Annotated in this window: 21 protein-coding genes and 2 pseudogenes; 14 read left to right on the top strand and 9 right to left on the bottom strand. The window is 65.0% G+C overall.

The annotated features are described in order from the left end of the window. Positions 1-805: 805 nt before the first annotated feature. The 9 genes from ABD05_RS19980 to ABD05_RS20020 are packed head-to-tail and all read left to right on the top strand — an operon-like array spanning position 806 to position 12,146. Positions 806-2,221, top strand: coding sequence for an undecaprenyl-phosphate glucose phosphotransferase (locus ABD05_RS19980; RefSeq protein ID WP_047901865.1), 1,416 nt, complete (start codon positions 806-808; stop codon positions 2,219-2,221). Positions 2,222-2,267: 46 nt separating this feature from the next. Next, a complete protein-coding gene (locus ABD05_RS19985) occupies positions 2,268-3,443 on the top strand; it encodes a polysaccharide biosynthesis/export family protein (protein ID WP_148669118.1) in 1,176 nt (391 codons plus the stop codon). Then, complete coding sequence (locus ABD05_RS19990; protein WP_047901867.1) at positions 3,440-3,970, top strand: low molecular weight protein-tyrosine-phosphatase; 531 nt, start codon at positions 3,440-3,442, stop codon at positions 3,968-3,970. The genes ABD05_RS19985 and ABD05_RS19990 overlap by 4 nt, the downstream gene beginning before the upstream one ends. Positions 3,971-3,974: 4 nt before the next feature. Further along, positions 3,975-6,272: a polysaccharide biosynthesis tyrosine autokinase gene (locus tag ABD05_RS19995; protein WP_082146169.1), complete on the top strand. Its 2,298-nt coding sequence runs from the start codon at positions 3,975-3,977 to the stop codon at positions 6,270-6,272. After that, positions 6,269-7,522 (top strand): glycosyltransferase family 4 protein, encoded by a 1,254-nt coding sequence (locus tag ABD05_RS20000; protein WP_047901868.1) that lies wholly within the window; start codon positions 6,269-6,271, stop codon positions 7,520-7,522. The genes ABD05_RS19995 and ABD05_RS20000 overlap by 4 nt, the downstream gene beginning before the upstream one ends. After that, positions 7,519-8,673: a polysaccharide pyruvyl transferase family protein gene (locus tag ABD05_RS20005; protein WP_047901869.1), complete on the top strand. Its 1,155-nt coding sequence runs from the start codon at positions 7,519-7,521 to the stop codon at positions 8,671-8,673. Before ABD05_RS20000 ends, ABD05_RS20005 begins: the two co-directional genes overlap by 4 nt. Before the next feature lie 17 nt (positions 8,674-8,690). Continuing rightward, positions 8,691-9,974, top strand: a complete 1,284-nt coding sequence (locus ABD05_RS20010; protein ID WP_047901870.1) for a polysaccharide biosynthesis protein — start codon at positions 8,691-8,693, stop codon at positions 9,972-9,974. Next, positions 9,964-11,106: a hypothetical protein gene (locus ABD05_RS20015; protein ID WP_047901871.1), complete on the top strand. Its 1,143-nt coding sequence runs from the start codon at positions 9,964-9,966 to the stop codon at positions 11,104-11,106. Before ABD05_RS20010 ends, ABD05_RS20015 begins: the two co-directional genes overlap by 11 nt. Continuing rightward, complete coding sequence (locus ABD05_RS20020) at positions 11,103-12,146, top strand: acyltransferase family protein (protein ID WP_047901872.1); 1,044 nt, start codon at positions 11,103-11,105, stop codon at positions 12,144-12,146. Before ABD05_RS20015 ends, ABD05_RS20020 begins: the two co-directional genes overlap by 4 nt. Positions 12,147-12,517: 371 nt before the next feature. On the opposite strand, the gene ABD05_RS20025 is transcribed toward ABD05_RS20020, so the two are convergent. From ABD05_RS20025 to ABD05_RS20055, 7 genes are all read right to left on the bottom strand, one after another. Next, positions 12,518-13,183, bottom strand: a complete 666-nt coding sequence (locus ABD05_RS20025; RefSeq protein ID WP_420796367.1) for a hypothetical protein — start codon at positions 13,181-13,183, stop codon at positions 12,518-12,520. A gap of 55 nt (positions 13,184-13,238) precedes the next feature. Then, entirely contained in the window at positions 13,239-13,787 is a 549-nt protein-coding gene (locus ABD05_RS20030; RefSeq protein ID WP_047901874.1) for a hypothetical protein, read from the bottom strand. A gap of 8 nt (positions 13,788-13,795) precedes the next feature. Beyond that, the gene (locus ABD05_RS37750) at positions 13,796-14,743 is read right to left on the bottom strand and encodes a hypothetical protein (protein ID WP_047901875.1); all 948 of its coding nucleotides are present in this window, start codon (positions 14,741-14,743) and stop codon (positions 13,796-13,798) included. A 163-nt stretch (positions 14,744-14,906) separates the two neighbouring features. Further along, positions 14,907-15,389: a fimbrial biogenesis chaperone gene (locus ABD05_RS20040; RefSeq protein WP_082146171.1), complete on the bottom strand. Its 483-nt coding sequence runs from the start codon at positions 15,387-15,389 to the stop codon at positions 14,907-14,909. Then, the gene (locus tag ABD05_RS20045) at positions 15,380-16,060 is read right to left on the bottom strand and encodes a pilus assembly protein (protein WP_047903671.1); all 681 of its coding nucleotides are present in this window, start codon (positions 16,058-16,060) and stop codon (positions 15,380-15,382) included. Before ABD05_RS20045 ends, ABD05_RS20040 begins: the two co-directional genes overlap by 10 nt. Positions 16,061-16,062: 2 nt before the next feature. Then, positions 16,063-18,231 (bottom strand): TcfC E-set like domain-containing protein, encoded by a 2,169-nt coding sequence (locus ABD05_RS20050; RefSeq protein ID WP_047901876.1) that lies wholly within the window; start codon positions 18,229-18,231, stop codon positions 16,063-16,065. Between the two features lie 235 nt (positions 18,232-18,466). Then, a complete protein-coding gene (locus ABD05_RS20055; protein ID WP_047901877.1) occupies positions 18,467-18,994 on the bottom strand; it encodes a CS1 type fimbrial major subunit in 528 nt (175 codons plus the stop codon). Between the two features lie 469 nt (positions 18,995-19,463). Here ABD05_RS20055 and ABD05_RS38985 point away from each other — a divergent pair. Next, positions 19,464-19,514 (top strand): annotated as a pseudogene (locus ABD05_RS38985) (hypothetical protein); the annotation flags it as partial. A 272-nt stretch (positions 19,515-19,786) separates the two neighbouring features. Here ABD05_RS38985 and ABD05_RS36425 read toward each other — a convergent pair. Further along, positions 19,787-20,733, bottom strand: a pseudogene (locus tag ABD05_RS36425) (response regulator); the annotation flags it as partial. A 199-nt stretch (positions 20,734-20,932) separates the two neighbouring features. Between ABD05_RS36425 and ABD05_RS20070 the strand changes: the two are divergent. Beyond that, the gene (locus tag ABD05_RS20070; RefSeq protein ID WP_338012465.1) at positions 20,933-21,628 is read left to right on the top strand and encodes an acyltransferase family protein; all 696 of its coding nucleotides are present in this window, start codon (positions 20,933-20,935) and stop codon (positions 21,626-21,628) included. A 91-nt stretch (positions 21,629-21,719) separates the two neighbouring features. On the opposite strand, the gene ABD05_RS37755 is transcribed toward ABD05_RS20070, so the two are convergent. Continuing rightward, positions 21,720-22,046: a hypothetical protein gene (locus ABD05_RS37755; RefSeq protein WP_148669121.1), complete on the bottom strand. Its 327-nt coding sequence runs from the start codon at positions 22,044-22,046 to the stop codon at positions 21,720-21,722. A gap of 580 nt (positions 22,047-22,626) precedes the next feature. Between ABD05_RS37755 and ABD05_RS20080 the strand changes: the two genes are divergently transcribed. The 3 genes from ABD05_RS20080 (at position 22,627) to ABD05_RS20090 (ending at position 26,569) form a co-directional block, all read left to right on the top strand. Continuing rightward, positions 22,627-23,169, top strand: a complete 543-nt coding sequence (locus ABD05_RS20080) for a fimbrial protein (protein ID WP_238594174.1) — start codon at positions 22,627-22,629, stop codon at positions 23,167-23,169. Positions 23,170-23,222: 53 nt separating this feature from the next. Beyond that, positions 23,223-23,939 (top strand): fimbrial biogenesis chaperone, encoded by a 717-nt coding sequence (locus ABD05_RS20085; RefSeq protein ID WP_047901882.1) that lies wholly within the window; start codon positions 23,223-23,225, stop codon positions 23,937-23,939. 122 nt (positions 23,940-24,061) lie between these two features. Continuing rightward, positions 24,062-26,569, top strand: coding sequence for a fimbria/pilus outer membrane usher protein (locus tag ABD05_RS20090; protein ID WP_047901883.1), 2,508 nt, complete (start codon positions 24,062-24,064; stop codon positions 26,567-26,569). Positions 26,570-26,586 lie beyond the last annotated feature (17 nt).

Genomic DNA, 26,586 nt, shown 5'->3' on the forward strand with positions numbered 1-26,586 from the left:
AGCCGCATCATCGTCCCGCCGGCGAAACCGCAGCAATTCAGTCATGCCTGATCGAGCGCATGCAAGCGTCAGCAAAGACGCATCGCTTTCGTCGAGCACATGCAGTTGTCCGCCGCGTGTCGGGCCGATTTGACGAAAGGCATGGCCCCCGCCCATGCCGTAACACAGACGCCCGCATCGACACTATCGATGACGGCGTCGCAGGCCATTCATCATTTTCGCGATTGGCTATCCTGATTTAGACACAACCCGGCGCGGATCGCCCACGACGCCGCCGGCGCATCACCTCATCCATCACGCGTCGGCGCCGAATTACTTGCGACGCATCGCAAATCGCCCGCCCCCGAAACCGCATGCCGTCCCGGCATCGCCCGCTACCGTCCCCCCTCGCCCAGGCCGACGCGCTTCTCCGAATCCTGCGCCGACGACTGGAGCAATCGACACCCCGTCTCTCGCGGCACACGTATCTCGGAAACCCCGCCACACCTCATTCGTACATGTACCAGTTGCCTATAGGGTCATTTAATACGCGTCCCATTTAATTCACCTCCCATGTTGCCGAAAATTGCCCTGGGTTGAGTCGAATCCAACGCATCACCCTCCCAGGCCCGGATCTGACCGTATTTAAAAGTCCGGCCAACACGATGCAAGCGATCGACCTCCAAGGCACGCAGCGCCTCTCTCCTCGTCAACCACTCCCGTGAAACGGAAGCAACTGCACCGCCCGGTCTTGTCCCGGCGCGGCGCGTTGCGCCGTGCGCGAGGCGACGGGCGCCGCATCAAATAAAACGGTAGCGAAGGGTATATGCACACGGCACTCGAACAGCAGCGCGCCGCCGCTCCGTCGGCGGTCCATGGGTTCCTCACGCGCATCGTCGACATCGCGCTGATCGCGGTCGGCGCCGCGGCGGCAGCGTGGTTTTTTCCCGGCGACGGCATCGATCCGTCCGACAACGTCGCAATCGTCGCGACCACGGCGGCGTTCACGATGGTCCTGTTCCCGGCATTCGGCGTGGCACGCACACCGCTCCATCACGCGACCTGTCGCATCGCACTCCTCACCGTCGCTGCATGGCTGCTCGCGCTCGCAGGATCGGCAATCGTCATGTTCGCGATGCGTGGCGCGTTGCCCGTGCCGCTGAACGGGTTCCTGCTCTGGGCAGTGGCAAGCGGCATCGCACTCGTCGCGTTTCGGCTCGTCGCATGCGCGACGCTCGAACGGATCGTCCACCAGGGCGAACGCATCAGGCAAGTCGCGATCGTCGGCGGCGGCGCGCATTGCGCCGCCGTGCTCGAACGGATCGCGCACTCGCCGTCGGCGAGCTATCGCCCGGCAGCCGTGCTCGATCCGGATCGTTCCGCGCAAGGCAGCGCTAACGGCATCGAAGTCTTTCACACGCTGGATGCATTCGCCGCGCACGTGCAGGCGCATGCGATCCCGGAAGTCTGGATCGCGCTGCCGATCACCGAAACCGGCGCCATCGTTCGCGTGCTCGATGCATTCCGGCACGACCTCGTGAACGTCCGCCTCGTGCCCGACGTCAGCCAGCTCGCGATGTTCGACGGCGAAATGGTCGACCTGGTCGGTGCGCCGGCGATCAACCTCGTCGCGTCTCCGCTCTCGCCTCGCGCACTGGTTCAGAAAGCGATCTTCGATCGGCTGTTCGCGGCTGCGGTGCTGGTCGGCACGGCCCCGCTGCTGCTCGCGATCGCGGCGGCCGTCCGGCTGTCTTCGCCCGGCCCCGTGCTGTTCCGTCAGCTACGCAAGGGCGCGGACGGCAAGGCGTTCGCGATCTACAAGTTCCGCACGATGCGGATGCATGCCGCTGCCGACGGCAGCGTGCGGCAAGCGACGCCCGACGATCCGCGCGTGACCCGCATCGGTGCATTCCTGCGCCGCACGAGCCTCGACGAGATGCCGCAGTTCATCAACGTGCTGCGCGGCGAGATGTCCGTCGTCGGCCCGCGTCCGCACGCGCTCGAACACGACGACCTGTACCAGACGATCGTCGACGGCTACATCCATCGCTACCGCGTCAAGCCCGGCATCACCGGCTGGGCGCAAATCAACGGCCTGCGCGGCGAAACGGATCGCATCGAGAAGATGCAACGCCGCGTGGAAGCCGATCTGCATTACCTGCGCAACTGGTCGTTCGCACTCGACATGCGCATCGTCGCCGCGACGATCACGCGCGGCTGGACACATCACAACGCGTATTGATCACGCACGGGGCGCCGCCGCGCGGCGCTCATTCCTGGAGAAAGCCATGCCTATGGAATCCGTCGCAAACGCGCGGACCGGAGCCGCGCGCCCGCGCGCCGCCCGCCTGTTACCGATACTGTCGATCGCGACGCTCAGCGTCGCGCTGTCCGCCTGTGCACTCGCCCCCGGCATGCGGATGGTCGAGCCGCCGCCGCCATCCGCGACGGATGCCCGGCCCGACGGTGAAGCGCCGCATTACCAGATCCGGAAGATCGGCCCCGACGTGATTCGCCAACTGAAGGCACAGGCGGCGCAGCAACTGGCCGCGCAAGTAGACCTGCTGACGACATCGCCCGGCGCGTACCGGATCGGCCCGGGCGACGTGCTGCAGATCACCGTATGGGATCACCCCGAGCTGGCGGCCGCGCAAGGCGCGGCGACGCCGAACGCACCGCACGCCGCCGATCCCGTCAGCGGCTTCGTCGTCGATCAGAACGGCGACCTGGCGTTCCCGTTCGCCGGCCGGGTGCGCGTCGCAGGCCTCACCGCCGACGCCGCGCGGACGCGCGTCGCCGATGCGCTCGCGCGTGCCTACCGCAATCCGCAGGTCACGCTGCGCGTCGCGTCGTTCCGTTCGAAGCAGGTCTACATCGACGGCGAAGTTCGCGCGCCGGGCAACCAGCCCGTCAACGACGTGCCGATGACGCTCTATGAAGCGCTAGGCCGCGCGGGCGGCCTGAATCCGGCCGCCGACCAGAGCCGGATGACACTCGTGCGCGACGGCGTGTCGCATTCGCTCGACCTGACGCAGTTGCTGCGCCAGGGCCGCAACCCGGCCGACATCGTGCTCGCCACCGGCGATCTGCTGCATGTGCCGAGCCGCAGCGATTACGGCGTCTACGTGATGGGCGAGGTGAACAAGCCGTCGCTCGCGCTGCCGCTGCGCGACGGCCGGCTGACGCTGTCCGACGCGCTGTCGCAGGCCGGCAGCGTGAATCCGAACACGGCCGACGCCGCTCAACTGTTCGTGATCCGCGGCTCGCAGACCGACAGCCCGCAGGTGTTCCACCTCGACGCGCGCTCGCCCGTGTCGATGGTCCTCGCGAACGAGTTCGAGTTGCAGCCGAAAGACATCGTCTATGTCGACGGCAACAGCCTCGTGCGCTTCAGCCGCGTGCTGAGCCTGCTGCTGCCCGGTGTCAACTCCAGCGCCATGGCCGCGGCGCTCGCCATCAAATGAGCGCGCTCGCCACCTTGCTCGTCGTGTGCGTCGGCAACATCTGCCGCAGCCCGATGGCGCAGGCGCTGTTCCGCGCGCGCCTGCCGGGCGTCGACGTGCAGTCGGCCGGCCTCGGCGCGCTCGTCGGGCATCCGGCCGAGCCTTTCGCCGTCGCGCTGATGCGCGAACGCGGCCTCGACATCGCCGCGCATCGCGCGCGTCTGCTCACGCCGCCGCTCTGCGCGCAAGCCGACCTGATCCTGACGATGGAGCGCCAACAGAAGCGCGCGCTCGAACGCCGTCATCCGTCGCTGCTGGGCCGCGTGTTCACGCTCGGCGAATTCTGCGCGGCGCCCGGCCACGCACGTCCGGGCTTCGACGTACCCGATCCGTATTGCGGCACGCGCCCGTTGTTCGAGCAGAGCCTGCGGCTCATCGAGCACGGCGTCGACGACTGGTGCGCGCGTCTCGCACCGGCCACGCAGCCCATCACCTCGGCAGACGCGGCCCCGCAGCCGCCTGCCGCTTCCTCCCGACTTCCGGACTGACCCGATGATGCCAACCTCTCCCCCTCCGCGCATGCCCGAGCATGCCGACGAGATCACGCTGGCCGGCGTGATCGACACGTTCGTCTCCCATCGCTGGCTGATCGCGTGCGTCACTGCCGCATGCGTCGGCGCCGGCACGCTGTACGCATTCCTCAGTCATCCGCAATACCAGGCCGACATCCTGCTGCAGATCGAGGACAGCGGCGACGCATCCGCCGCGAAGAGCCTGCTCGGCGACGTGTCGTCGCTGTTCGACGTCAAGTCGACTGCTGCGGCCGAAGCGCAGATCCTCGCGTCGCGGCTCGTCGTCACGCGCGCCGTCGACGATCTGCGCAGCTATATCGACGTGCGGCCGAAGCGCTTTCCGGTCGTCGGCGATTTCATCTCGCGTTTCAACCCGGACGTGGCGCGCCCCGGCGTGCTGGGCATCGGCGGTTATGCATGGGGCAACGAGCGCGCCGAACTCCCCCGCTTCGACGTGCCGAAACCGCTCGAAGGCGACCGTTTCGAACTGACGGTGCTCGACGGCGGCCGCTACCGGCTGTCGGGGCCGGGCCTGTCTGCGCCCGTCGTCGGGCAGCATGGCCGGACGGAAACGTTCCGGACGGCGGACGGCCCGCTCGTCGTCGAGCTCACGCGCGTCGACGCGCAGCCCGGCACGCGCTTCACGGTCGTGCGCCAGTCGCGCGCGGAGACGATCGACACGCTGCGCCGCACGCTCGACGTTCAGGAGAAGGTCAAGCAGTCGGGCGTGATCGTCGCGACGCTGCGCGGCCCCGATCCGCAGCGCGTGCAGGCCACGCTGCAAGCCATCGCGAACCACTATGTCCGACAGCACATCGAGCGCCGGTCCGCCGACGCCGCGCAGTCGCTGGCGTTCCTCAACACTCAACTGCCGATCCTCAAGAAGCAGCTTCAGCAAGCCGAGCAGCGCTATACGGACATGCGCAACGCGCACGGCGCAGTCGACCTGACCGAGGAAGCGAAGCTGGTGCTGCAGCAGACCGCCGACGCAAAAACGCGCCTGCTGGAACTGCAGCAGAAGCGCGACGAGATGGCCACGCGTTTCGCACCCGGCCATCCCGACATGATCGCGATCGACGCGCAGATCGGCACGCTGCGACGCCAGCAGCAGGACGTCGAGCAGCACGTGAAGCGCCTGCCCGATCTCCAGCAGAACGCGTTGCGGCTGATGCTCGACGTGAAGGTCGACACGGATCTGTATACCGCGCTGCTCGGCAACGCGCAGCAGCTCGAGCTGGTGAAGGCGGGCCGGACCGGCAGCGTGCGGCTCGTCGACGCGCCGACCGTGCCCGACGAGCCCGTCCGCCCGAAGCGGACCATCGTGATCGGCGCGGCCGCGCTGTTCGGGCTCGTGCTGGGCGTCGGGCTCGCGTTCGCGCGCGATTTCCTGTTCGGCGGCGTCGACAGCGCCGACGAAATCGAGCGCCACCTCGGCATCAACGTCTACGCGACGATTCCCGATTCGCCGGAGCAGCGGCATGTCGCACGCCGGATGGCCACCCACGCGCCGGGCCCGCATCTGCTGAGCGTGCGCGAACCGCACGATGCGGCGATCGAAAGCCTGCGCAGCCTGCGCACCGCGCTGCGCTACGCGATGCAGGGCGCACGCAACAACGTGCTGCTGCTGAGCGGCCCGGCGCCGGGTGCGGGCAAGTCGTTCGTGTCCGCGAACTTCGCGGCGCTGCTCGCCGCGAATGGCGCACGCGTGCTGCTCGTCGACGGCGACCTGCGCAAAGGTTATCTGCACGACTATTTCGGCGTCGCGCGCGAGCGCGGCTTCGCCGAGATCGTGTCGGGCGACCTCGCGCCGCACGACGCGATTCACGCGAGCGTCGTGCCGAACCTCGACTTCGTCGCGACCGGCGCGTTGCAGCCGAACCCCGACGCGCTGCTCGCCGACGAGCGGATCGCCGCGCTGCTCGGCGAATGGTCGGCGCGCTACGACGCGGTGGTCATCGACTCCGCGCCGATTCTCGCGGTCGCCGATGCGGTCGTGCTCGGCCGGCATGCCGGCGCCGTGCTGCTGGTCGCCCGCGCCGGCGCAACGCGGCTCGCCGAGCTGGGCGAAGCCGCACGACAACTCACGCACAACGGCATCGCGACAGCCGGCGTGCTGCTCAACGGCGTCATCCCGCGCGCGGGCCGTTACGGCGGCCGCTACGGCGCCTACCGCTATACGCGATACGGCAACGCGCCGCGTCGCGACACCCATTCATCGCCGGCACGCCGCGCACTGCGTGCGCTGACGGCACGGCTTCGCCAAGGAGGCTCGCGATGAGCGACACGATCGATCTCGGGCGCAACGCGCGCCCCGCCACCGACACATCCCGAGCGAGCGCCCTCTCCGCACCGCTCCACCCCGCACGCACGGTGCCCGGCCCGCATCCGCGCCTTCGCATCGCGCTTGTCGTCGAAGCGGCGGGCGGCGGCGTCGCCGTTCATCTCGCCGACCTGATCCGCGGCCTGAGCGCGCACGACGGCATCGAGCTGCATCTGATCGTTCCGCAAGGCGCGCGTTTCGACGCATCGATTCTCGATGCGAGCGTGCTCGCGCATTGCCGGTCCGTTCACGCGGTGCCGATGCGGCGCGCGGTCGGCTGGCGCGACGCGCTTGCCGTCGCGCGGCTCTACCGGCATCTGCTGCGCATCGGTCCCGACATCGTGCACAGCCACAGTTCGAAGGCCGGCGCGATCGCGCGCCTGTGCATCGGCCCGTGGCGGCAGGTGTATACGCCGCACGCGGTGTATACGCTGAACCCGTCGCTGCGCGGCTGGCGCCGCCGCTTCTACGGCACGGTCGAACGCGTGCTCGGCTGCCTGCGCTCGAGCCGGATCGTCGCGGTCTCGCGCGACGAGGCGGCGCATCTGCACGACGCGCTCGGCATTCCGGACCACCGCATCGACACGATCGTCAACGGCGTGACACCGCCGCGGCTGATGCCGCGCGACGACGCGAGACGCGCGCTCGGCCTGCCGAGCGATGCAGTGGTGGTCGGTTTCGTCGGCCGCCTCGAGCACCAGAAGGGCGTCGACCGGCTCGTGCGCATCGCGCGCGGCGTCCATCGCCGGTGCGGCAACGCGGTGCAGTTCGTCGTGATCGGCCCCGGCGATTTCGATGCGGCAGCCGGCCCCGACGCCGACGACGTGCCGCCGAACCTGCGCGTCGTCGGCGCCGTGGGAAGCGCGAATCGCTACTTCTCCGCGTTCGACCTCTTTGCGCTGCCGAGCCGCTATGAAGGCTTTCCGTACGTCTGCCTCGAGGCACTGGCCGCGCGCGTGCCGATCGTCGCATCGAACGTGGCCGGTGCAGCCGAACTGATTCGCTCGCACGACATCGGCCTCGTGGTGCCGAACGACGACGATACGACCGACTTCATGCACGCCGTCGTCACGCTTGCCGACGACGCAGCGTTGCGGCACGGCATGCGCGCGAACTGCGCGCACGCACTCGAACACTATTCAGCCGTCGCGATGGTCCGGAACACGCTCGCGCTCTACCGCAATGTCGTTCACCAGGAGCCGAAATGACCCCGACCACCCACGTTGCGCTGCTGCATGCGTACAGCGCGCGCAATTCCGGAGACGGCCTGCTGGTCGATCTGTCCGTCCGGCTGCTGCGCGACGCATTCGGCGATGCGACCCGGATCTCGATCGTCGCGGCCGATCCGGCTTCGTTTCCCGCATACGACGACGTCGGCGCGGCGCCCGTGCTGGCCGACCACGGCGCGAGCCGGGTGACGGGCGCGGCCCGCTTCGTGCTGCCCGTGCGCGCGAACGGGCGGCTGCACGACTTGCGACGCCTGCTCGATCGCGTCGATCTGATCGTCGGCGTCGGCGGCGGCTATCTGCGCGCGCTCAATTGCTTCGAGGCCCTGAAGCTGGAGGCCGGCCATCTGCTGCAGATGCGCGCGGCGAAGGCCTCGGGCAAGCCGGCCGTGTACCTGCCGCAAAGCATCGGCCCCGTGCGGCCGGTGTGGCCGGCGGGCGCGCACCTGCGCCGCCTGCTTGCGTCGTTCGACACGGTATTCGTGCGTGACGACCGCTCGTCCGCGTTCCTTGCCGCCAATGCGAACACGCGCCGCGCGCCCGATCTCGCCGTGCTGGATTTCGAGCGCCGCAGCGGCACGATCCTGCAGCGGGCCGCACGCTCCGGCGACGGCGTGCATCACGTCGCATTCGTGCTGCGTCACCCGCCGGCATGGAGCCGCTCGCAGCGCGCGCGTTACGGCACGTCGATTGCACGGCTGATCGAGCGTGTCCGCCCGCACTGCCGTATCTCATTCGCGGTGCAGAGCGCCTGCCGCGGCAACGACGACGCCGCGTACTACCGCAGCTTGGGCATCCAGGACGCGCTCGTGCCGCTCAAGACGCTGCTCGCGCACGATGCGCCCGACTGGGTCGTCTCGGTACGCCTGCACGGCGCGCTGGAATCGGTGCTGCAAGGTGTGCCGGCGTTCCACGTCAGCTACGAGCGCAAGGGCTTCGGCGCGTATGCGGACCTGCATCTCGACGACTGGGTCGTCAACGGCGCTGCGTTCGATCCGGACGCCGTCGCCGACCGGATCCTCGCCGACGGCTCGGCAACCGCGTTCTGGCAATCAGCCCGCACCGGGCTCGACCGGATTCGCACAGCACGCGAACACGTGATCGACGCATTGCGCGCGGCTCGATACGCATGACGACCTGGAGGCCACCGATGCTCATTCGACTCGCTCTCAGATTCACCGCGCTCGGCCTGAAATTCGGCCTGACGATCGTCATTGCGCGCACGCTCGGCTTCGATGCGGTCGCCGTCTACGGGCTCGCGGTCGCCGCGTCCGTCGTCGCGTCGAAGCTGCTCGGGCTCGGCTTCAGCACGGAACTCAACCGCCGGCTGAGCGCGAGCGACCCGCTGCCCGCGATCGGCGAGGCGCGCAGGCTGGGCACCGCGTTCGTCGGGCTTTATCTGCTGATCTGCACGTCGCTCGCGATCGCATCGCTCGCCGGTTGTTCAGTCGACGAATTCGGCCTGTCGACGCGCATGCTTTGGTGCGTCCTGCTCGTTGCGCTCTCCGAGCATGCGGCATTCGAAACGAACGCATGGATGTTTTCGCTGCACCGCCCCCGCGCGGGCTCGTTGTTGCTGTTCGTCCGCACCGGTACATGGGCCGCCATCGCATGCGCCGGCTTGCTCGCCGGTGCAGTGCGCTCGATCGAAGCCGTATTCGCGCTGTGGTTCGCGTGCAATGCGTGCGTCGTGGCCGTGTCGTGGCATCGCATCGGCGTGCTTGCGCGCCGGGCCAGCCACGCGCGGCGGGCCGCGCGCATGCCGGCGGCCCGCGACATGATCGAGGTCTGGCTGCGTGGCCTGCCGTTCTACGCAGCAGGCGGGCTGCTGTCGATCCTGCAGTACGTCGAGCGCTTCATCGCCAATGACCACGCAAGTGCCGACTCGCTCGGCCGCTATGTTTTCGCGTGGTCGGTCGCCAACGCCGTGCAGGCGGTTGCCTTGGCGACGGTCGTCGCCACGGCCGCGCCAGGTTTCGTGCGTGTGCTCACGGACGACCCCGCCGACTTCCGTCGTCGGCTGCGCCGTGCAGTGGCGGCAAGCGCGGGGCTGGCGACATTGCTTTCCGTCGCGATCCTCACCGTGCACGACGACCTTTTCCGGCTCGCAAGCGAACGGCCCGGCGCGCACGAGGTCGTGTTGCTGGCGGTGCTGCTCGCGTCGTTCGTGCTGCGCGCGGCCGCCGACGTGCTGTGGGCGGCCGCGATCGCGTTGCGGGCCGGCGCCGTCGTCACGCTGTCGATGGCCGGCGTCGCGCTGGTTTGCATGCCGGCCGCGTGGTACCTGATCGCGGGTTTCGGCACGACCGGCGCGGCGCTCGCGCATCTGACGGCCAGCATCGCGATCGTCGCCGCGCTGGCGGCGATCGTCCTGCGCGGCGAGCGAATCCACGCGGCCGGCACGATCCGGAGGAGCGTATCCGATGCTGCATAAGCTGATTGGCGCAGGGCCGGTCCTCAGCCGCGGATTGACCCGCGCGATCGCGGCGCTGGCCGTGTTGCTCTACTGGATCGTCTATGCGAAGGCCGGTGCGTTCCTGCCGGAATACGTGTTCCGCGACGCGGAGAAGATCCAGAGCCAGATCGGCGGATCGGGCAACTACGACGGCACCTCGTTCGATGCCGTCGCGAAGTTCTACTCGATGCTGGGCGTCGGCGGCACCCACGCGTTCACCGCCGCGGTCGGCGCGCTGTTCATCTGCCTGACGATCGCGCAGGGGCGCCGCATCGGTTCGCTCGCGGCGAGCCTCGTGCTGCTCGTGCCCTGCGTGTTCTTCAACCTGTTCGTCGCGAGCAAGGACACGCTCGTCGTGCTGATCGCGATCGTGCTGGCCAGGGTCGCGCAACGCCGCCCGGCGCTCGTCGCGATCGCGGCGGCCGTCGTGCTGTACAGCGCCTACGCGGCAATCGTGCGCAGCTATTTCGCGCTGATTATCGGGGTCGCGCTCGCCGTGCTGCTGTTCCGGCGCGGCACATGGCGCCGCAGGACGCTGCTGATGCTCGCCGCGCCGCTCGTGCTCGTGCTGTTGCCGAACGACGTGTATTACCTGCTGCTGCATCCGCGCGACGTGGCCGCGGACTACCTCGCATACGGTTCGCCGTATGGCGCGCGCACCAGCTTCCACAACCCGGTCGCCCCGACGTCGTTTTTCGCGTTCTGCGTCGATTATCTGTACGCGATGCTGCGGCTGAATCTGCCGGTGCTGTTCTCGCCCGGGCCGAAGGAAATCGCCATGCAGGGGTTTGTCTGGATCGCGCTGGCCGCCGTGTGGCGGCGCACGCCCGGCAACGGCCAGTTGGCCCGCGACGTGCTCGCGTCGCTCGTCATCGGGCATGTCGCCGTGTCGATGCTGTTCGAGCCCGATCTCGGCAGTTACACGCGCCATTTGTCGAGCGTGTCGCTGCTGTGCGCGATGCAGTTCGCCGGCTTCGCGCGCCAGGTACGCCGGCCGGGTCGCCCGGCGTCCATGCCGGGCGCCGACGCGGTCGCCGCAAGCGACGTCGAAGCGCACGCGTCTGCGTCCGCAATCCCGCCTTCGCAGCGCGCGATCCGGGGGAGCATATGAGCGCGAACACGCGACACCAGCCCATCTACCTGAACATCCAGTCCGCGCGGGCGCTCGCCGCGCTCGCGGTTGTCGCCTATCACCTGCACGTGCTGCCGTCCGGGCAGGCCGGCGTCGACGTCTTCTTCGTGATCAGCGGATTCATCATGTCGTGCGTCGCGCCGTACGAGGGGCGCGAGTTCCTCGTCAAGCGCCTGATCCGGATCGTGCCGCTCTACTGGGTGACGACGCTCGGCATCTACGCGATCGCGCTGCTGCGTCCCCACTGGCTGAACACGACGACGGCGGCGCCCGACTATCTCGTCAAGTCGTTGTTGTTCATCCCGTACGTGAAGGAAAACGGCCATTGGGGACCGCTGAATCTCAACGGCTGGACGCTCGAGTACGAGATGCTGTTCTATCTCGTCGTCGCGGCCGCGCTCGGCTGCGTGTGCGCGCGTCATGCGACCGTGTCCGCCGCGCTGTCGCTTGCGTTGCTGTGCGCATGCGTGGCCGCTGTCGACCCGTCTGGCGCTACCGTCGTCGGCCATCTCGGACAGCCGTTCGTGCTGGAATTCGGTCTCGGTGTCGTCGCGCACGGCGTGCTGCAAGCCGGCATCGCGAAGTGGGTCGCCGCGCCCGTATGGGCTGCCGTCGCCGTCGCCGCCATCGCGGCGATTCCGTTGCTGCAGATGCACTACGGCACGCCGGATGGGTTCGCGCGGGTCGTGCTGTGGGGTGGCCCCGCGTTCGTGCTGATCGTCGCGCTGGTCAAGCTCGACAGCCGAGGTTGGACGATCGCGAGCCGCACAGCGGCCGCGCTCGGTGCTGCCAGCTATTCGATCTATCTGATTCACCCTTATGTCATCGGCGTGGCGGGCAAGATCATCGGGCTACGCGCCAGTCTCCACACGTGGGCGGGCTTCGCCGCCACGTGTGCCGTCCTGGGCGCGGTCTGCCTGTCGGGCTACGTCTGTCATGTCTGGATCGAAAAGCCGATGCTGACGGTGCTGAACCGAGGGTTCCGGCGTGCACGCGGTGCGGTTGGGCCGTCAGCGTAATGGCGGGCCGGAGGTAGCATGCACCGTGCGAGATGGGATGGGTCGCGCTCGAATTGCTGTATTGCGTATCGCAGGAACCGGGATTCGCCTCGCCGGTCAGCGTCACGCCGTTGCGAGAGCACAAGCGGGCAACATCGCCGGATTCGGCGGCTGCCGCAAGAGAAAGGGGGACTCGATAAAGGAGAGACGCGTGGAAGTATCACCAGGTTTCTGAACCGTCAGGAAACCGGATCTCCATACCACGCTCGGCAACGATCCGAGCCTGTCGGTCGGCTCGCACATCAGCGTCTAAAGGTACACGCCAAGCCATTCGGGGGAATGCAGGCGATATGCGAATGGAGCGGTTGTCCATGTCGCATCGAAACGCCGGATTATCCCGCGTGGCCGTCACACACCGGATATCCCGGAATCTTCACCACGCGCCCATGCACGGGCAGCGGCACACCCGGATAGACATTGAAATCGTCGAGCTTATGGCCGTCCGCCTCGGCACCCGTTACGGGGTAGCGCACGGTACCTGTCGCGGTTACGCGCGCACCGTCGGCTTCACACGTGACGGAAAGCGTCTGGCGCTCCTTCTCGGGCAACTGGCGAACCAACCCGCTGAATCTGAGATTGACGACGATATTGGCGGTCGCCGCCTTTTTCTCTGCCGCCAGTACCTTGACGACCGGCTTGACGTCGAGCCGGTAAACGGTCTCCGTCTCGACCGCGCGCAATGGCTTGAGCGTAATCGTCTTCGTTTGGCCAGGCGAAAGCGTCATGCGGAACGGATACGCATAGATGGACGGATGCGTCGATTCGCCGACCGGCTCGAGCCGCTCGTCTTCCAGCGGCACTCCCGGATTGAGCAGACGCGACAGCGAAATGCTCACGTATTCGGGCCGATCGCTGTTGTTGACCACTTGCACGGTCGTCGCCTTCGCGTCGACCTTCACTTCTTTCGGCATCAGGTCGATTGCGGAAAGCGATGGCGTCGACACGGACAGACAGGCCGCCGCGCAAACGCCGAAGAATACGGAAGAAAGCTGCTTCATGTGCATGTATCAATCAATGGAAGATGAGGGTGATGCCCGGCATGACGATCGTTCGTCAAGGCGCCTTGATGACCGGCTCGAACGTCATCGACAATACACCGGAGTATGTACCCACCGTGCTTTTGAAATCGCCTTCCGGCGGATACGCGGAGACGGTCAGATTGTAATAACCCACCGAATCGCTCCCGGGCACCGACGCTGCGGGATTCTGAAACCCGGTGCTCTGCCCCACCGCGAGCGGCTTCGATGCGCCATCGTCCGCACCGAGGCTGACCGCCGGCCGCCGGAAAACCTGCGTGAGATTCGTCTGATTACGAATCTGCAGCGGCTCGTCCAGGCGGACCTGAAAATCGCGGCTGGTCGATAACACGCGCAACCGCGCCTTCACCTCATAGGGTGTGTCCCAGCCGCCGAGCTGCTGCATTGTCAGCCCCTGCTCGAACCACCCGCCTTTGTCGTCAGTGACCTCGAACTTGTTCAGCGGCGTTACCGTTGCAGTGATCCGGCTGGTAGTCTTGCCGGTAAGAATAATGCCTTGTGCCGACGCGAGCGTCGGCAGGAAAACCGACGCGGCCCACAAGCAACCGACGATGCATTTTTTCATCACGCCTCCTAGGACTTGGTCACGACCGTAAACGTCAGCACGTCGCTGTAGTTGCCTTCCTTCACGAGGTTGCTCACCGAGGTCTTGAACGTCGGCACGAAACAGGTTTTACCCGTGGTGCTGAAGGAAGCCGAGATATTGCCGGAGTTCGGCAGAGTCATGGCGCCGGTGCTGCTGTTCAGCGTCACGCTGTACGGCACCGTCTGCGACACGTCGGTCAGGTTCTTGAGCAGGTAACGGTTGTTCACCACGCCGTTGGCGTTGCTGGCATTGACGACGAACCTCCTGCCGCTGACCAATGCGCCCACGTAGGTAAAGCACAATTGCTCCGCGCTATTGGCGAAGATTTTCTCGCCATCGCCTCGCGGCAATTCACCGAGGTTCCAGTCCGGCACAGCGATGTTGATCCCAATCGATGGCGGCGGCGGCCGCTCCGGATCAACGACCTGGCAAACACCATCGCCGTATGGAGTGATATAGGCCCCACCCGTGATTTCCACGAAGTCATCCCCATTTGTGAAGTTCCCCGCCCGAACGCTTACGGCAGGCCAATCGCTGACGTAATTGTTATTGAGCAAGATATTGACGTTTGCGGAAAATGGATCAGCAATTGACCAGGGGGATTTCACCCCTTGGGTCGGGCCGTAGTACATGACATAGGCGTTATTGTACCAAGCTCTTAAATGCCTATATTCGTTCATATACACGGCCGAGGCTGCGTCAGTACTCGGCTTCAATTTCCCATTTTTATCATACGTATATATCGCTATCCCGCGCGTCAAGAAATCCCAGCGTCCTACGTGCCCCAACGCCTCCTTGTAGTGGATCGTCAAACTGAGTGTGGTGGTTCCGTTTCCATTGTCTCTCCATTTACATCCGCTGTACCCGTTACTAAGATCACTTGTAGATTGGGAAAATGCCGCGCCTGAAAATAAAATGGCGAGCATCAGCAGCATGCACCTGAACCCATGAAGATATATTCGCCTTTCGATGTTTTCGAATACCATTGAATACTCCAATTATTCGTGTCGGCTCGGAACAACCGGACCAACTGCCCCGCGTTGCCGTCCGGGATCGTTACCGCCGTTAGCATTACGTCGCTATCGGAGAACGACATCGCTATTGCGCCTGGCTCCCCAGTTGATAGATCACAACGCCGTAACCCACACTGACGAACAGCGGCGCCGGTGCACCATCCGCCGCTCTCATTTCGACGACGATTCGCTCCCTGGGCCTGAAGGTCACGCGCCATACTTTCGTCTGCGTCGGCGTGCCGAACTCTTTCAGCATCACTCGATATTTCTGTCCTGGCGCCAAGGTAAGACGGTTTGGAGATACCAGCAGCGTTGGGCTCGGCGCTTCAGCGACGGGCAACAAACGTTCCGGGCTTTCTCCCGGATTCGTGACCAGTTGTTGAGTCACATCGAGGTACAACGGCGTATCCCCGACGTTTTCGGCCCATAGTTCAGGCACCGGCTTGTCCGGCGACAGCGTCAGTTCCGTGCGGGACAACTTCAGAATTCCCGCCGCCATGCTGCTGGTGCAGCACAGCGCCACGAGCATGCCCAGCGCCCAGCGCCGCTTGTGCGTCATCACGGGCATTCCAGCGTCATCGGCTTTTCGTCGACGCGCAACGACATCCGCTTGGTCTCAAAACGCTGCGGCGTGCCGGGGAACACGGCAATCGTCTGCGGGGAAGCCGACTGGCCGACCTTCACGTCGTTGAAAATCTGGCGAATATTGCCCGTGCCCTCCAGCGTCATCCCGCCACCCTCGCAGCGGTGCGTCCAGCCCGGCTGCTGCTTGCCCGGCGGCGGCATGTGCCGCACGAGCACGCCATAACCGATCGCGACCGACATCGGCGCCGTAATCTTGTCTTGCGGCGCGTCATCGACCTTGAGCGACCGCACCGGCAGGATGTACAAGCGGTACAGCGCTTCCTGCTCCGGCTCCGCGAGCGACTTCAGGACGATTGCGCGCGTCTGGCCCGGGCCGAGCGTCAACTTGTCCGGGCTGGCCAGCAGGCCGGGGCGCTCGAGATCGCCCAGCGCGACCTTGTTTTCCGGTGTCATGCCCGGGTTAGTGACCTTCTGCACCGACACGTTCAGATAGAGCGGCGCATCGCCCATGTTCTTGACCGTCACCTTTTGCTCGTGCGCGTTGAACACCTTGGTCGTCGCGGGCATCACCATCAGCTCGCCTTCGGCATGGGCCGGCTGGATCGTCGCCAGCAGCAACCCGCACAGCGCGGGAAGCAGGGTTCGCACATTCATGTTCATTTCGTTTCCTCTCCTGCATTCGTATCGGTCGTGAGTTTGCAGCTGTAATTGCTGCCCTTCGCGTCCTTCAAGTCGCAGCTATAACGGCGATCGTCGCGCTGCACGGTAACCATGCTCAGCATCTTCTTGCTGACGATCGAGAACAGCCCGTTCCGGTGGACCGTATCGCCGGTTTCCACCACTTTCCCGTCGATGGGCTTGCCGTCGCCGTCCGTCAGAAAGCCGCTGTAGATCATGTTGATGTCGACCCGCGCCTTTGCCGAATACACCTGCCCCGGATGCGCGCGGACGATGTTCGCCGGCACCTCGATGTTCATGTCGAGATCCTGGCTGTTGCTCAGCACGCGGGCGAACGCGACATCGTTGTATGCGTTCAGCGGCACCGCATAGGTGCTGTCGCCAGCAACCGGGGCACCTTCGACGTTGAAGCCGTACTTCATGCCGTCGATCTTCGGCGTCTTCAGCAACATCGCGCTGCCGCTCGGGCTGTAGCGCCCGAACGCGACGCCGTCCTTGTTCGCCGCCACCATGCCGCGGTAGTTGAAGTCGACGTTGCTGCCCGCGCTGCTGTGGCCGAGGTTCAGCGACGCGTCGCCACGCGTGCCGGAACGGCTGCCGTAGACGTTGACGCCGTAGTCGTTGCCGATGCGGTTCGCGTTCAACCCGACGGACGACGTGCCGAAGCTGTCCTGGAAATCCTTGCGGACATCGCCGCTCAACTGCGTCTGCCCGCCGGAATGCGCGGCGCTGAAGCTCGCCTGCACCTTGTCCAGCATCATGGTCATGTTGAAGTACACGCCATAACCGCCGTTGCCGCGCTGGAAGCCGCCCTTCTGCACGCCCAGCGCGAAGGTGCCCCACAGGCCGTTCGGGCGATAGTTCCAGCGCACTTCCGCCTGATGGGCCGCACCGGAATTCGACTTCTGGTAGTTGTAGCCGACAGTCGCCTTGCGGATGGTGCGGCTATAGGACACGGCCGTGCTCGGCTGCCCCCGATAGAAGCGCGACACGTCGGTGTTCTGGTAACGGCTCACCATCAGGCTGCCGAGCGCTTCGCTCGCCAGCGAAATGTTCACGTAACCGCCGACGCCCCTCTCCCCGCTCAGCACGCCGAGCGTGGGCGCGACGTCGATGCCGGCGATCTGCGTCGGGCGCGTGACGTTCACTTCCGCGGCCCATTTCCCGTCGTGCCCCGCAAGCATCGACGCGTTCACATAGAACTGCTTCAGGTTTCGGCTCAGGCCGGCCTCGACCAGAAGCCCGCCTTCGTCCATGTCCTTGCCGGCCGTCACATGCCACGAATTGCCGCCGCCCGTTGCCCCGAAATTGAGGTTGTTGATTTCGCGGTTTTCGCGGGCGACCACATTGCCGTTGCGGTCGACGAGACGCACTTCCACCGAGTAATAGCCGCCGGGAAGATCAGCGAAGCTGATCTCGTTGCGGCCGATCGCCGCCGGCCGCTTCATGATCAGGCGGCCACTGCGGTAAAACTCGTAATTCCCTTCCGCGGTCGCATAGAGAATCAGCGACCCGGCATTGTTGTTGACCTGCAGGTGTGTCTGGCTGCCAACCGTCACGAACTGGTCGAAGCTCGGCGAAAGCAGCGTGCTGACCGACCCCGACGCATAGTCGATGCTGTTCTGCTTGCCTGCCCGCACATACGTGTTGGCAAAGTTCTTCTGCAGGTAATACGACGATACGCCGCGCGTACCGCCGCTGCCGTAGCGCGACGACGTCTGGTTCGCGTACCAGCTCACGTAGCCGAAGCTCTGCGACGGGAGACCGACCCAGGTGTTGCCGTTGAAGTTCGCGGCCCGATAGCCATCGGACGCGGCGCGCAAGTCCAGCGACTGGTTGTTGACGATGCCCAGGCTCGTCGGCGGCGCGACATAATCTTCGCGCTTGTCGCGAATCGAAATCGACCGCTTCATCTTGTCGACGGTGACATAGTAACCGTCGACCTCGACGTCGCAGCCCTTGCTGCAACGCTTGTAATCCAGCTGTGAAACGACGTTCGTCAAGGTGCGGATGTCCTCCGCAGAAACGCCGTTTTCCTCATATTTGCTCGCATCGAACGTGAGAACGCCGTCCGCCTGCGAATAGCCAATGAACCCCGGCAACGTCCGTCCTTTGAACGTCGCCACGTAGTTCGCGCTGTCATCCATTTCAGCCGCGCTGAACCCTTCAGGTACTCCGTAAGAGACCTTAAGTTCTGCGAATGAGTGCGACGAAACAAAAAGAAACGCACCCAGCCACAGCTTGTTGAATCGGAAGGGAACTTGATCGGCGAACACGTTATCTCTTATGGCGGATTTGGAAGGATGGACACGCGATTTCTTCTTGACACGGCGTTAAAAAAGAAGCCCCTGACGGGGCTTCTCATCAGCCCGCTTACCTGGCTTACGGAGCCGCTGCCGCGACCGGCTCGAACACCATCACGAGATCGCCGCTGTAGCTGCCGTTGGTGGTCTGGGTGCCGACTTGCGTGGGCGAATCGACGTTGATCTTCAGGTTGTGAATTTCGTCGAAGCCGCCGTTGCCCGCGGTCGTTTGCGTGATCTTCTGCTGCGCGCCGAACTTGACTTCGGAGTCGCCTGCCTGGCTGGTCAGTTGAACCTTGGCGTTCTTCATTTCGTAGTAGCCGCTCGACAGCTTCAGCGGCTGCGCCAGCGAAATGTTGAATTCAGGGTTCTTCGTCCACACGCGAACCGGCAGCGTCTTCGAGAACTTCGTCTGCGTGTAGTCGTTGGCGTCGAGTTCTTCCGTGCTGTACCAGGTCGAGCCGTCCGGCTTCGACACGAAGATGCCGTCGTTGATCTGCGCGGTCAGCGTGATTTTCTTCGACACGGGATCGGCTTGTGCCGTATGTGCCATGCCGAACAGTGCGCCAGTTACGCCCAGTGCCAGAACGAGTTTGCTGAGTTTCATCGAATGATCTCTATTTAAAAATTGCGTTTCAGGAATCGAATTGCGATGAATTAATCGGAATTCGATGCGTGGAAGATCAATTCCACTAACGCTATTTTCGATGACTCGTACCGGGCGTGATATAGGACGAATTTTAATCAACCGGCTAAATGTGTTCGTACTTGTACGAAAATACGAAATCTGTCTTTTTAAACCGTTGATTGTTAGATGGATATGACAATTTTCGATCGAGATGGCGACCAAGCCCTCGCTTCGGCCGCTCGCCAGGCCGCCTGTGCAGGCCTTTTGGGCCAATCACCCTGCGCCCGGACCTGCCGTGCCTGTTTCAAATGACCGGCGTCGTGCCGGCGTTCTTATGCCAGCTACGTACGCTCGGAATACGACGGCATACATGTAGCTAGAGCCGAATACCGTCGGAAGCGGATTGCTGGGTCGCCATCCAGACCAGGGCGAATCAAGGCTCGACCGGATGCGCCGATACGTGCCGCTGGGGCGCGGGATTTCATCGCACGATACGTTCGGTCGGGTATTCGCAGCGCTCGATCCGCTGGAGTTCGAAGCCTGTTTCGTTCGCTGGATGCGAGGGCTCTGTCAGGCGCTGGTCGATGAAGTCGGTCGCCATCGACGAAAAAAGCGTGCGGGGCTCGCGCAGCGCGAGTCAGCGCGGCATCCACCTCGTTTCGGCATGGGCAGGCAGAAGCGCATCAGTGTCTGCGAGGCGTGTATCGGGATGTTTAACAGCTATGCACGGCACAGCGGCCATCATCCCCGGCCGACGATCAATACTCCGGATTATTTTCCCGCCATGCGCGAGCCCGGTCCGTCATCCGTCGACAGCCGTCCGAGCGCTAGCCGGACGGCCTCCTCGGTCGAATCCCACACGCGTTTCAATGCTTTCGGACCACCGTCCCGCATCGCGTGTTCGGCACGCGCACACGCATCACGTGCATCTACATCACCCGCTAGCGCGAAGCCGCCGCGCATCGAATGCAGTTCGATGCGAAGCGTATCGGCGTCGCCGCTCGCGAGCGCGTCGCCGATCGCCGCGAGCGAATACAGCGTCGCTTCGTGAAGCGTGCGCCGCACTTCGTCGGCCATCGCGGGCGCGACAGGCCCTCGCCCGTGCACCGGCGCGGGCAACGCCGCGTCGAGCGCCTCGATCGACAGCAGCTTGAGCACGACCTCCACCGCGCCGGCCTGTTCGCAGCGCCGGCGATCCTCGTCGGTCGCGTGTGCCGTCATCGCGATCACCTGCTCGCGCAGGAAGTTCGCGAGCGCGAAGCCGTCGAGTTCCGGCATGCCGAGATCGGTCAGCACGACGTCGTACGGACGCTCGAAGAAGGCACGCATCGCCTCGATGCCGTTCGAAACGATCGTGGCGTCGTAGCCCAACGCGTCGAGCTGGTCGCGCAGCAGTGATTCGTAAACTTGATCGCGTTGCTGGCGAGGTTCGAGACCAGTTGCCGCAGCCGTGTCGGGTCGCCCACGTAACCATCGGCGAGATCCGGGGCGATGCGGCATGTAAGCGTGAGGTTTTTCGCATCCGCGAGCGGGCGAAAGATCGCGGCCACGTCGTTCACGACACGATGCAGGTCAAACGGAATGCTTTCCAGCGCCATCTGGTTCGACTCGGCCTTCGACAGGTCGAGCACGTCGTTGATCACGCGCAGCAGCGCATTGGACGACGACATGATGCAGGGTTTTGTCTGGATCGCGCTGGCCGCCGCATGGCGGCGCGCGCCCGGCGACGGCCAACTGGCCCGCGACGTGCTCGCTTCGCTCGTCATCGGCCATGTCGCCGTGTCGATGCTGTTCGAGCCCGATCTCGGCAGTTATACGCGCCACTTGTCGAGCGAAGCGCTGTTGCGTCCTCACTGGCTGAACACAACGACGGCAGCGCCCGACTATCTCGTCAAGTCGTTGTTGTTCATCCCGTACGTGAAGGAAAACGGCCATTGGGGGCCGCTGAATCTCAACGGCTGGACGCTCGAATACGAGATGCTGTTCTATCTCGTCGTCGCGGCCGCGCTCGGCTGCGCGCGCGCGCGTCATGCGACCGTGTCCGCCGCGCTGACGCTTGCGTTGCTGTGCGCATGCGTGGCCGCTGTCGACCCGTCTGGCACTACCGTCGTCGGCCATCTCGGACAGCCGTTCGTGCTGGAATTCGGTCTCGGTGTCGTCGCGCACGGCGTGCTGCAAGCCGGCATCGCGAAGTGGGTCGCCGCGCCCGTATGGGCTGCCGTCGCCGTCGCCGCCATCGCGGCGATTCCGTTGCTGCAGATGCACTACGGCACACCGGATGGGTTCGCGCGGGTCGTGCTGTGGGGTGGCCCCGCGTTCGTGCTGATCGTCGCGCTGGTCAAGCTCGACAGCCGAGGTTGGACGATCGCGAGCCGCACAGCGGCCGCGCTCGGTGCTGCCAGCTATTCGATCTATCTGATCCATCCCTACGTGATCGGCGTGGCCGGCAAGCTCGCCGGACTGCGCGGCGATCCGCGCACGGGGGCGGGCCTTGGCGCCGCGTGTGCGGTCCTCGGCGTGGCCTGCGTCTGCGGTTACGTCTGTCACGTATGGATCGAGAGACCGATGTTGAAGGCGTTGAACCTGAGATTCCTGCGCGCGCGGCGCGGCTGAATCGGCGCCGCGATCGCAAGCAGGACGCGACAAGGCCGGGCCTGGCTTGCCGCCCCGGCTGTCGCGGCGACAGATCGGGCCAATACTCAAACTATCGATCGATATCCGTCACCGGCGAATCTGCCCGGCCGACGCGCGCGAGCTGGCCCGGATTCTTCACGACGCGCCCCGTCAACGAACGCGGCACGCCCGGATACATGCTGAACCCGTCGATGTTCGACACATCGGGGCGATTTTCAGCGCGCGGATACGCGCGTGGCGACCGGCGACATCCAGTCGAATCAGACTCGCAGGTCAAGACGATCGTCACGCATTTCGGGATGACGCGCGTACTAGCGCAGGAAAGCCGGGTGAACGACTGCGACGCCGTGTACGACGGCGTCTGAAACATGCGGATGTCGCAGACGATGGGCGCCAACGTGCTGCTAGCTCCGGACGGCTTCGAGAGCAGCAATCTCCGAAGGCCGTCGTCGTCAAATCCGATTTCCGCCCCGTCGCGCCCCCGAAATTTAACAAATCATGCGGGTTGCATAACAATCCTCGCCCCCCGTGAGATTAGTACTTGTACTACTCAAAAGAACCCGAATTTAGCGTTCGTCCCATTTATTGCGATGTCGCATATCTGGAAAATACGTATCGAGATGCACGCAGTTGAGATCGTCTCGTGTTCGCCTCGGCAACGCGATCATGAACGATATCGAGCCGTTCAAGTTTTCGGGGTGCCTTGATCTGGCAGACAAGACAGGGATCCGCAAGTTCGATATCAAGTAGTCGTCCAGTCGAGTTTTTTGGCCCTGCCAAACTGGTGGGGATTCCATTAATTTCAGTTTGGAGAGGTTTCGCATAACACATAGATACGCAGTTGTTTAGTTGTACAAAAAATGTGGCGGCATGAATCCGACCGGACGAGCGCCGCTGAAAATTCTCTTTCAACGAGTGAACTAGAAATGAAAAAAATTGCAATGATGATGTCGGTAGCCGGGTTGGCATTCGCAGCGATGAACGCTGCCCACGCCGCGGATGGCACGATCAACTTCACGGGCGAGATCGTCGCTGCGTCGTGCAGCATCACGGGCGGCAACGGCACGTCGGTGACCGGCGGCAAGGGTGACCAGTCGATCGACGTCAAGATGGGCAAGGTCAGCGTGGACGCGCTGGGCAGCACTGCCGGCGGCGGCATCGCGGCCGGTACGGCGATCAACCTCAACCTCGATTGCGGTGCGACCGGCAACGGCCTGAACACGGTCAAGGTGCGTTTCGACCCGGCCAGCGGTTCGGGCGTGGACGGCACCAACAACAAGCTGCTGAAGACCACCGGCACGGCCAAGGGCGTGGGCATCGGTATCTACAACACCGCGGGCACGCTGCTGAACCTGAACGCCAACGAGACGTTCGACGCACCGCTGGTCAAGGGCGGCACGGAAGCAGCGCCGACCTACACGGCCAACCTGGCGCTGCGCGCAGGCTACGTGAAGGCAGGCACCGACGTCGAGGCCGGTACCGCCAACGGCACGCTGCCGTTCACGCTGACCTACGAGTAATCCACCTCCGGGCGGGGGAGCGCCCCCGCCCGACCAACAGGATCACATTCGACATGAAACGATTCCACTTTGCCGGGCTGGCCCTGGCCGGCTCGCTGTTGTTGTCTTCGGGCGCTTCGCTCGCTGGCGTCACGCTCGACGGAACCCGCGTCGTGCTGGCCGCACCGAGCAAGGAGGCGTCGATTCTGGTCCGCAACCGCGCGCCGGCCGACGTGATGATCCAGTCGTGGATGGACGCGAGCGACGGGACGGCGGACGTGCCGTTCGCGATCACGCCGGCGCTCGGCCGCCTCGGTGCGGAGAAGCAGCAGACGCTGCGCGTCCTCTACTACGGTCAGGGCCTGCCGGTCGATCGCGAGTCGGTATTCTGGCTCAACGTGCAGGAGATCCCGCAGAAAGCCCAGGGTGACAACACGCTGCAGATCGCCGTGCGTCAGCGCATCAAGTTCTTCTACCGGCCCGCCGGCCTGTCCGGCAAGGTCGAGGAGGCGCCTGCCCAACTCCGCTGGAAGCTCGTGCAACGCGACGGCCAGGCGCAGCTCGAAGTCAGCAATCCGTCGGCTTACTTCGTCTCGCTGGCGTCGGTCAACGTGAAAACTGGCGGCCGGGACTATGCCGCGGCCGCCGAGATGGTGCCGCCGTCCGCCACCCGCCATTTTGCCGTCAAGGATCTGCCGGCCGGCGCTGCCGCGGCGGGCGTCAAGGTTCACTTCGAGTCGATCAACGACTACGGCGCCGTCGAACCGCACGACGGCACCACCGCTGGTTGACGCGACCAGCGCGATACATCGTATTCCTCTTCATCTTCGTTATCCCCGGGCTCGTGCCGCGGGGCGGGGCGTGTTCGCGCTTGCGATTCCGCGCGGGAGGTGAATCAACTTAGAGAAAGGGTATGGAGAACGTCAGAAAGGAAGTGGATATCTGGACGGCCGCGCAGATCGGCGCGCCGTGCCTTGCATTGCTCGGCCTGGTGTTGCCGGCGCAGGGCCACGCGGTCGAATTCAACGAATCCTTTCTGCGCAAGGGCGAAGGGCCCGTCGAGCTGAGCTACTTCGAGAAGGGCAGTTCGGTGCTGCCCGGCAGCTATGACGTCGATGTCTACCTGAACCACACCCTCGTCAAGCGCCAGGACGTCGTGTTCCGCGCGGACGCCGACGGCGCCGTCAAGCCGGCGGTGACCCTCGGGCTGTTGCGTACCGCCGGCGTCAACGTCGCGCGGCTGGAGAAGGACGGGCGCATCGCCGCGGGCGCGGACGACACGACGATCGTGGACCTGCCCGCCGTGGCCGACGGTGCTGCGGTGGAGTTCGAGGCCAATACGCTGTCGCTGAACATCAGCTTTCCGCAATTGTATGTGTCGCGTACCTCGCGCGGTTACGTGGACCAGTCGCTGTGGGACGACGGCATGCCCGCGCTGTACAGCGACTATCAGGTCAGCTACAGCCGCAACGATAGCCACGGCCACAACAACGAGTACTACTTCGTCGGTTTGCGCAACGGCTTCAATGCCGGCGGCTGGCGTTTCCGCAACGAATCGACGCTCACCGGCACCACGGGTGCGGGCAGCCGCTTCACCAGCAACCGCACTTACGTCGAGCGCGATATCCGCCGCCTGCGCAGCAAGGTGGCGGCCGGCGAACTGTATACGTCGGGCGACATCTTCGACAGCGTGCGTTTCGTCGGTGCGCAGATCGGCACCGACCTCGGCATGCTGCCGGACAGCGAAGTCGGCTTCGCGCCAGTCGTGCGCGGGATTGCCGAGAGCAATGCAGTGGTGGAAGTGCGGCAGAACGGCTACGTGATCTATTCGACGCCGGTGCCGCCGGGCGCGTTCGAGATCACCGACATCTATCCGAGCGGCTCGAACGGCGACCTCGAAATCAGGATCACCGAGGCCGACGGACGCGTGCGCCGGTTCACCCAGCCGTACTCGTACCTGCCGGTGATGGTGCGGCGCGGCAGCCTGCGGTACGCGTTTGCCGCCGGCCAGTATCGCGTGCAGGGCCAGTCGAGCCCGAAGTTCACGCAAGGCACGCTGGTGTACGGCGTGTCCGACAACTTCACCGGCTACGGCGGGATTATTGCCGCCGACAACTACGTGGCGGCCGCCCTCGGTATCGGCATGAACACACGTATCGGCGGCATGTCGCTGGACGTCACGACGAGCCGGTCACGCACGTCGGCGGGCACCCGGCAAGGGCAGAGCTTGCGGTTCCTGTATTCGAAGACGCTGTATCCGACCAACACGACGTTCACGATGGTCGGCTACCGCTATTCGACGGACGGCTACCGTACGTTGAGTCAGCACGTGGAGGACACGGACAGTAAGTACGGGCCGCGCATCGCGCGTCAGAAAAGCCGCCTGGACGTGAACGTCAACCAGCCGCTCGGCAGCGGCTCGATGTTCGCCGGCGTTGGCGACACGACCTACTGGAACGGCGAAGGGCGCAGCCGGCGCTTTCAGGTCGGCTACAGCAACAGCTACAGGAACGTCAGCTACAGCGTGTCGGCATCGCACATCCAGGAGTCGGGGCCGTTCGGGCGCCCGGACACGCAGTTCAGCGTGTCCGTGAGCATTCCGCTGGGCAAGGCGTCGAGTTCGCATCGCCTGTACGCGAACGCGGTGTCGTCGACACGCGGTGACTTCAACGTGCAGACCGGCGTGTCGGGTTACCTGAACGACAGCAACACCGTCAACTACGGCGTGCAGGCCGGCTACAGCCGCGACGGCGGCGGCTCTGGCGGCGTCAGCGCGGGCTGGGATACGCCGAACGCGAAGCTGACCGGCAACTTCACGCAGGACCGCTCGGGCCGGCATTTCGATGCGGGCGCATCGGGCTCGGTCGTCGTGCATGGCGGCGGTGTCACGCTCGGCCAGCCGATCGGCGAGACGTTCGCGGTGGTCCAGGTGCCGAAGGTGCGCGACGTAACGTTCGGTGGAGCGCCGACGGTGCGTACCGACCGGCGCGGCTACGCGATCGTGCCGTATCTGCAGCCGTACCGTCAGAATTGGCTGAACATCGATCCGTCGAGCGTCGGCACGCATACGGAGATCACCGACAACGCGAAGATGGTGGTGCCCACGCGCGGAGCGATCGTGAAGACCCGCTTCGAAGCGGAGTCGGGCCGGCGCGTGCAGTTCGAGCTGAGCCAGGACGCAGGCGGCAAGGTGCCGTTCGGCGCGCAGGCGTACGACGCGAAGGGCAAGCTGCTCGGCATGGTGGACAACCAGTCGCGCCTGCTGGTGTTCGGCATCGAGGACAAGGGAAGCATCGATGTGCAGTGGGGTAACAACAGCTGCAAGGTGTCCTATCAATTGCCGACGCTGAACAAGGAACTGGCGTACGAGCGTCGGGCGGCGATGTGCATGCGCGCGGGCACGGTGGTCGGCGCCAAGTGACAGGCGTCCGGAAAGCG

It is taken from the genome of Burkholderia pyrrocinia (genome assembly GCF_001028665.1).
Lineage (GTDB): Bacteria > Pseudomonadota > Gammaproteobacteria > Burkholderiales > Burkholderiaceae > Burkholderia > Burkholderia pyrrocinia.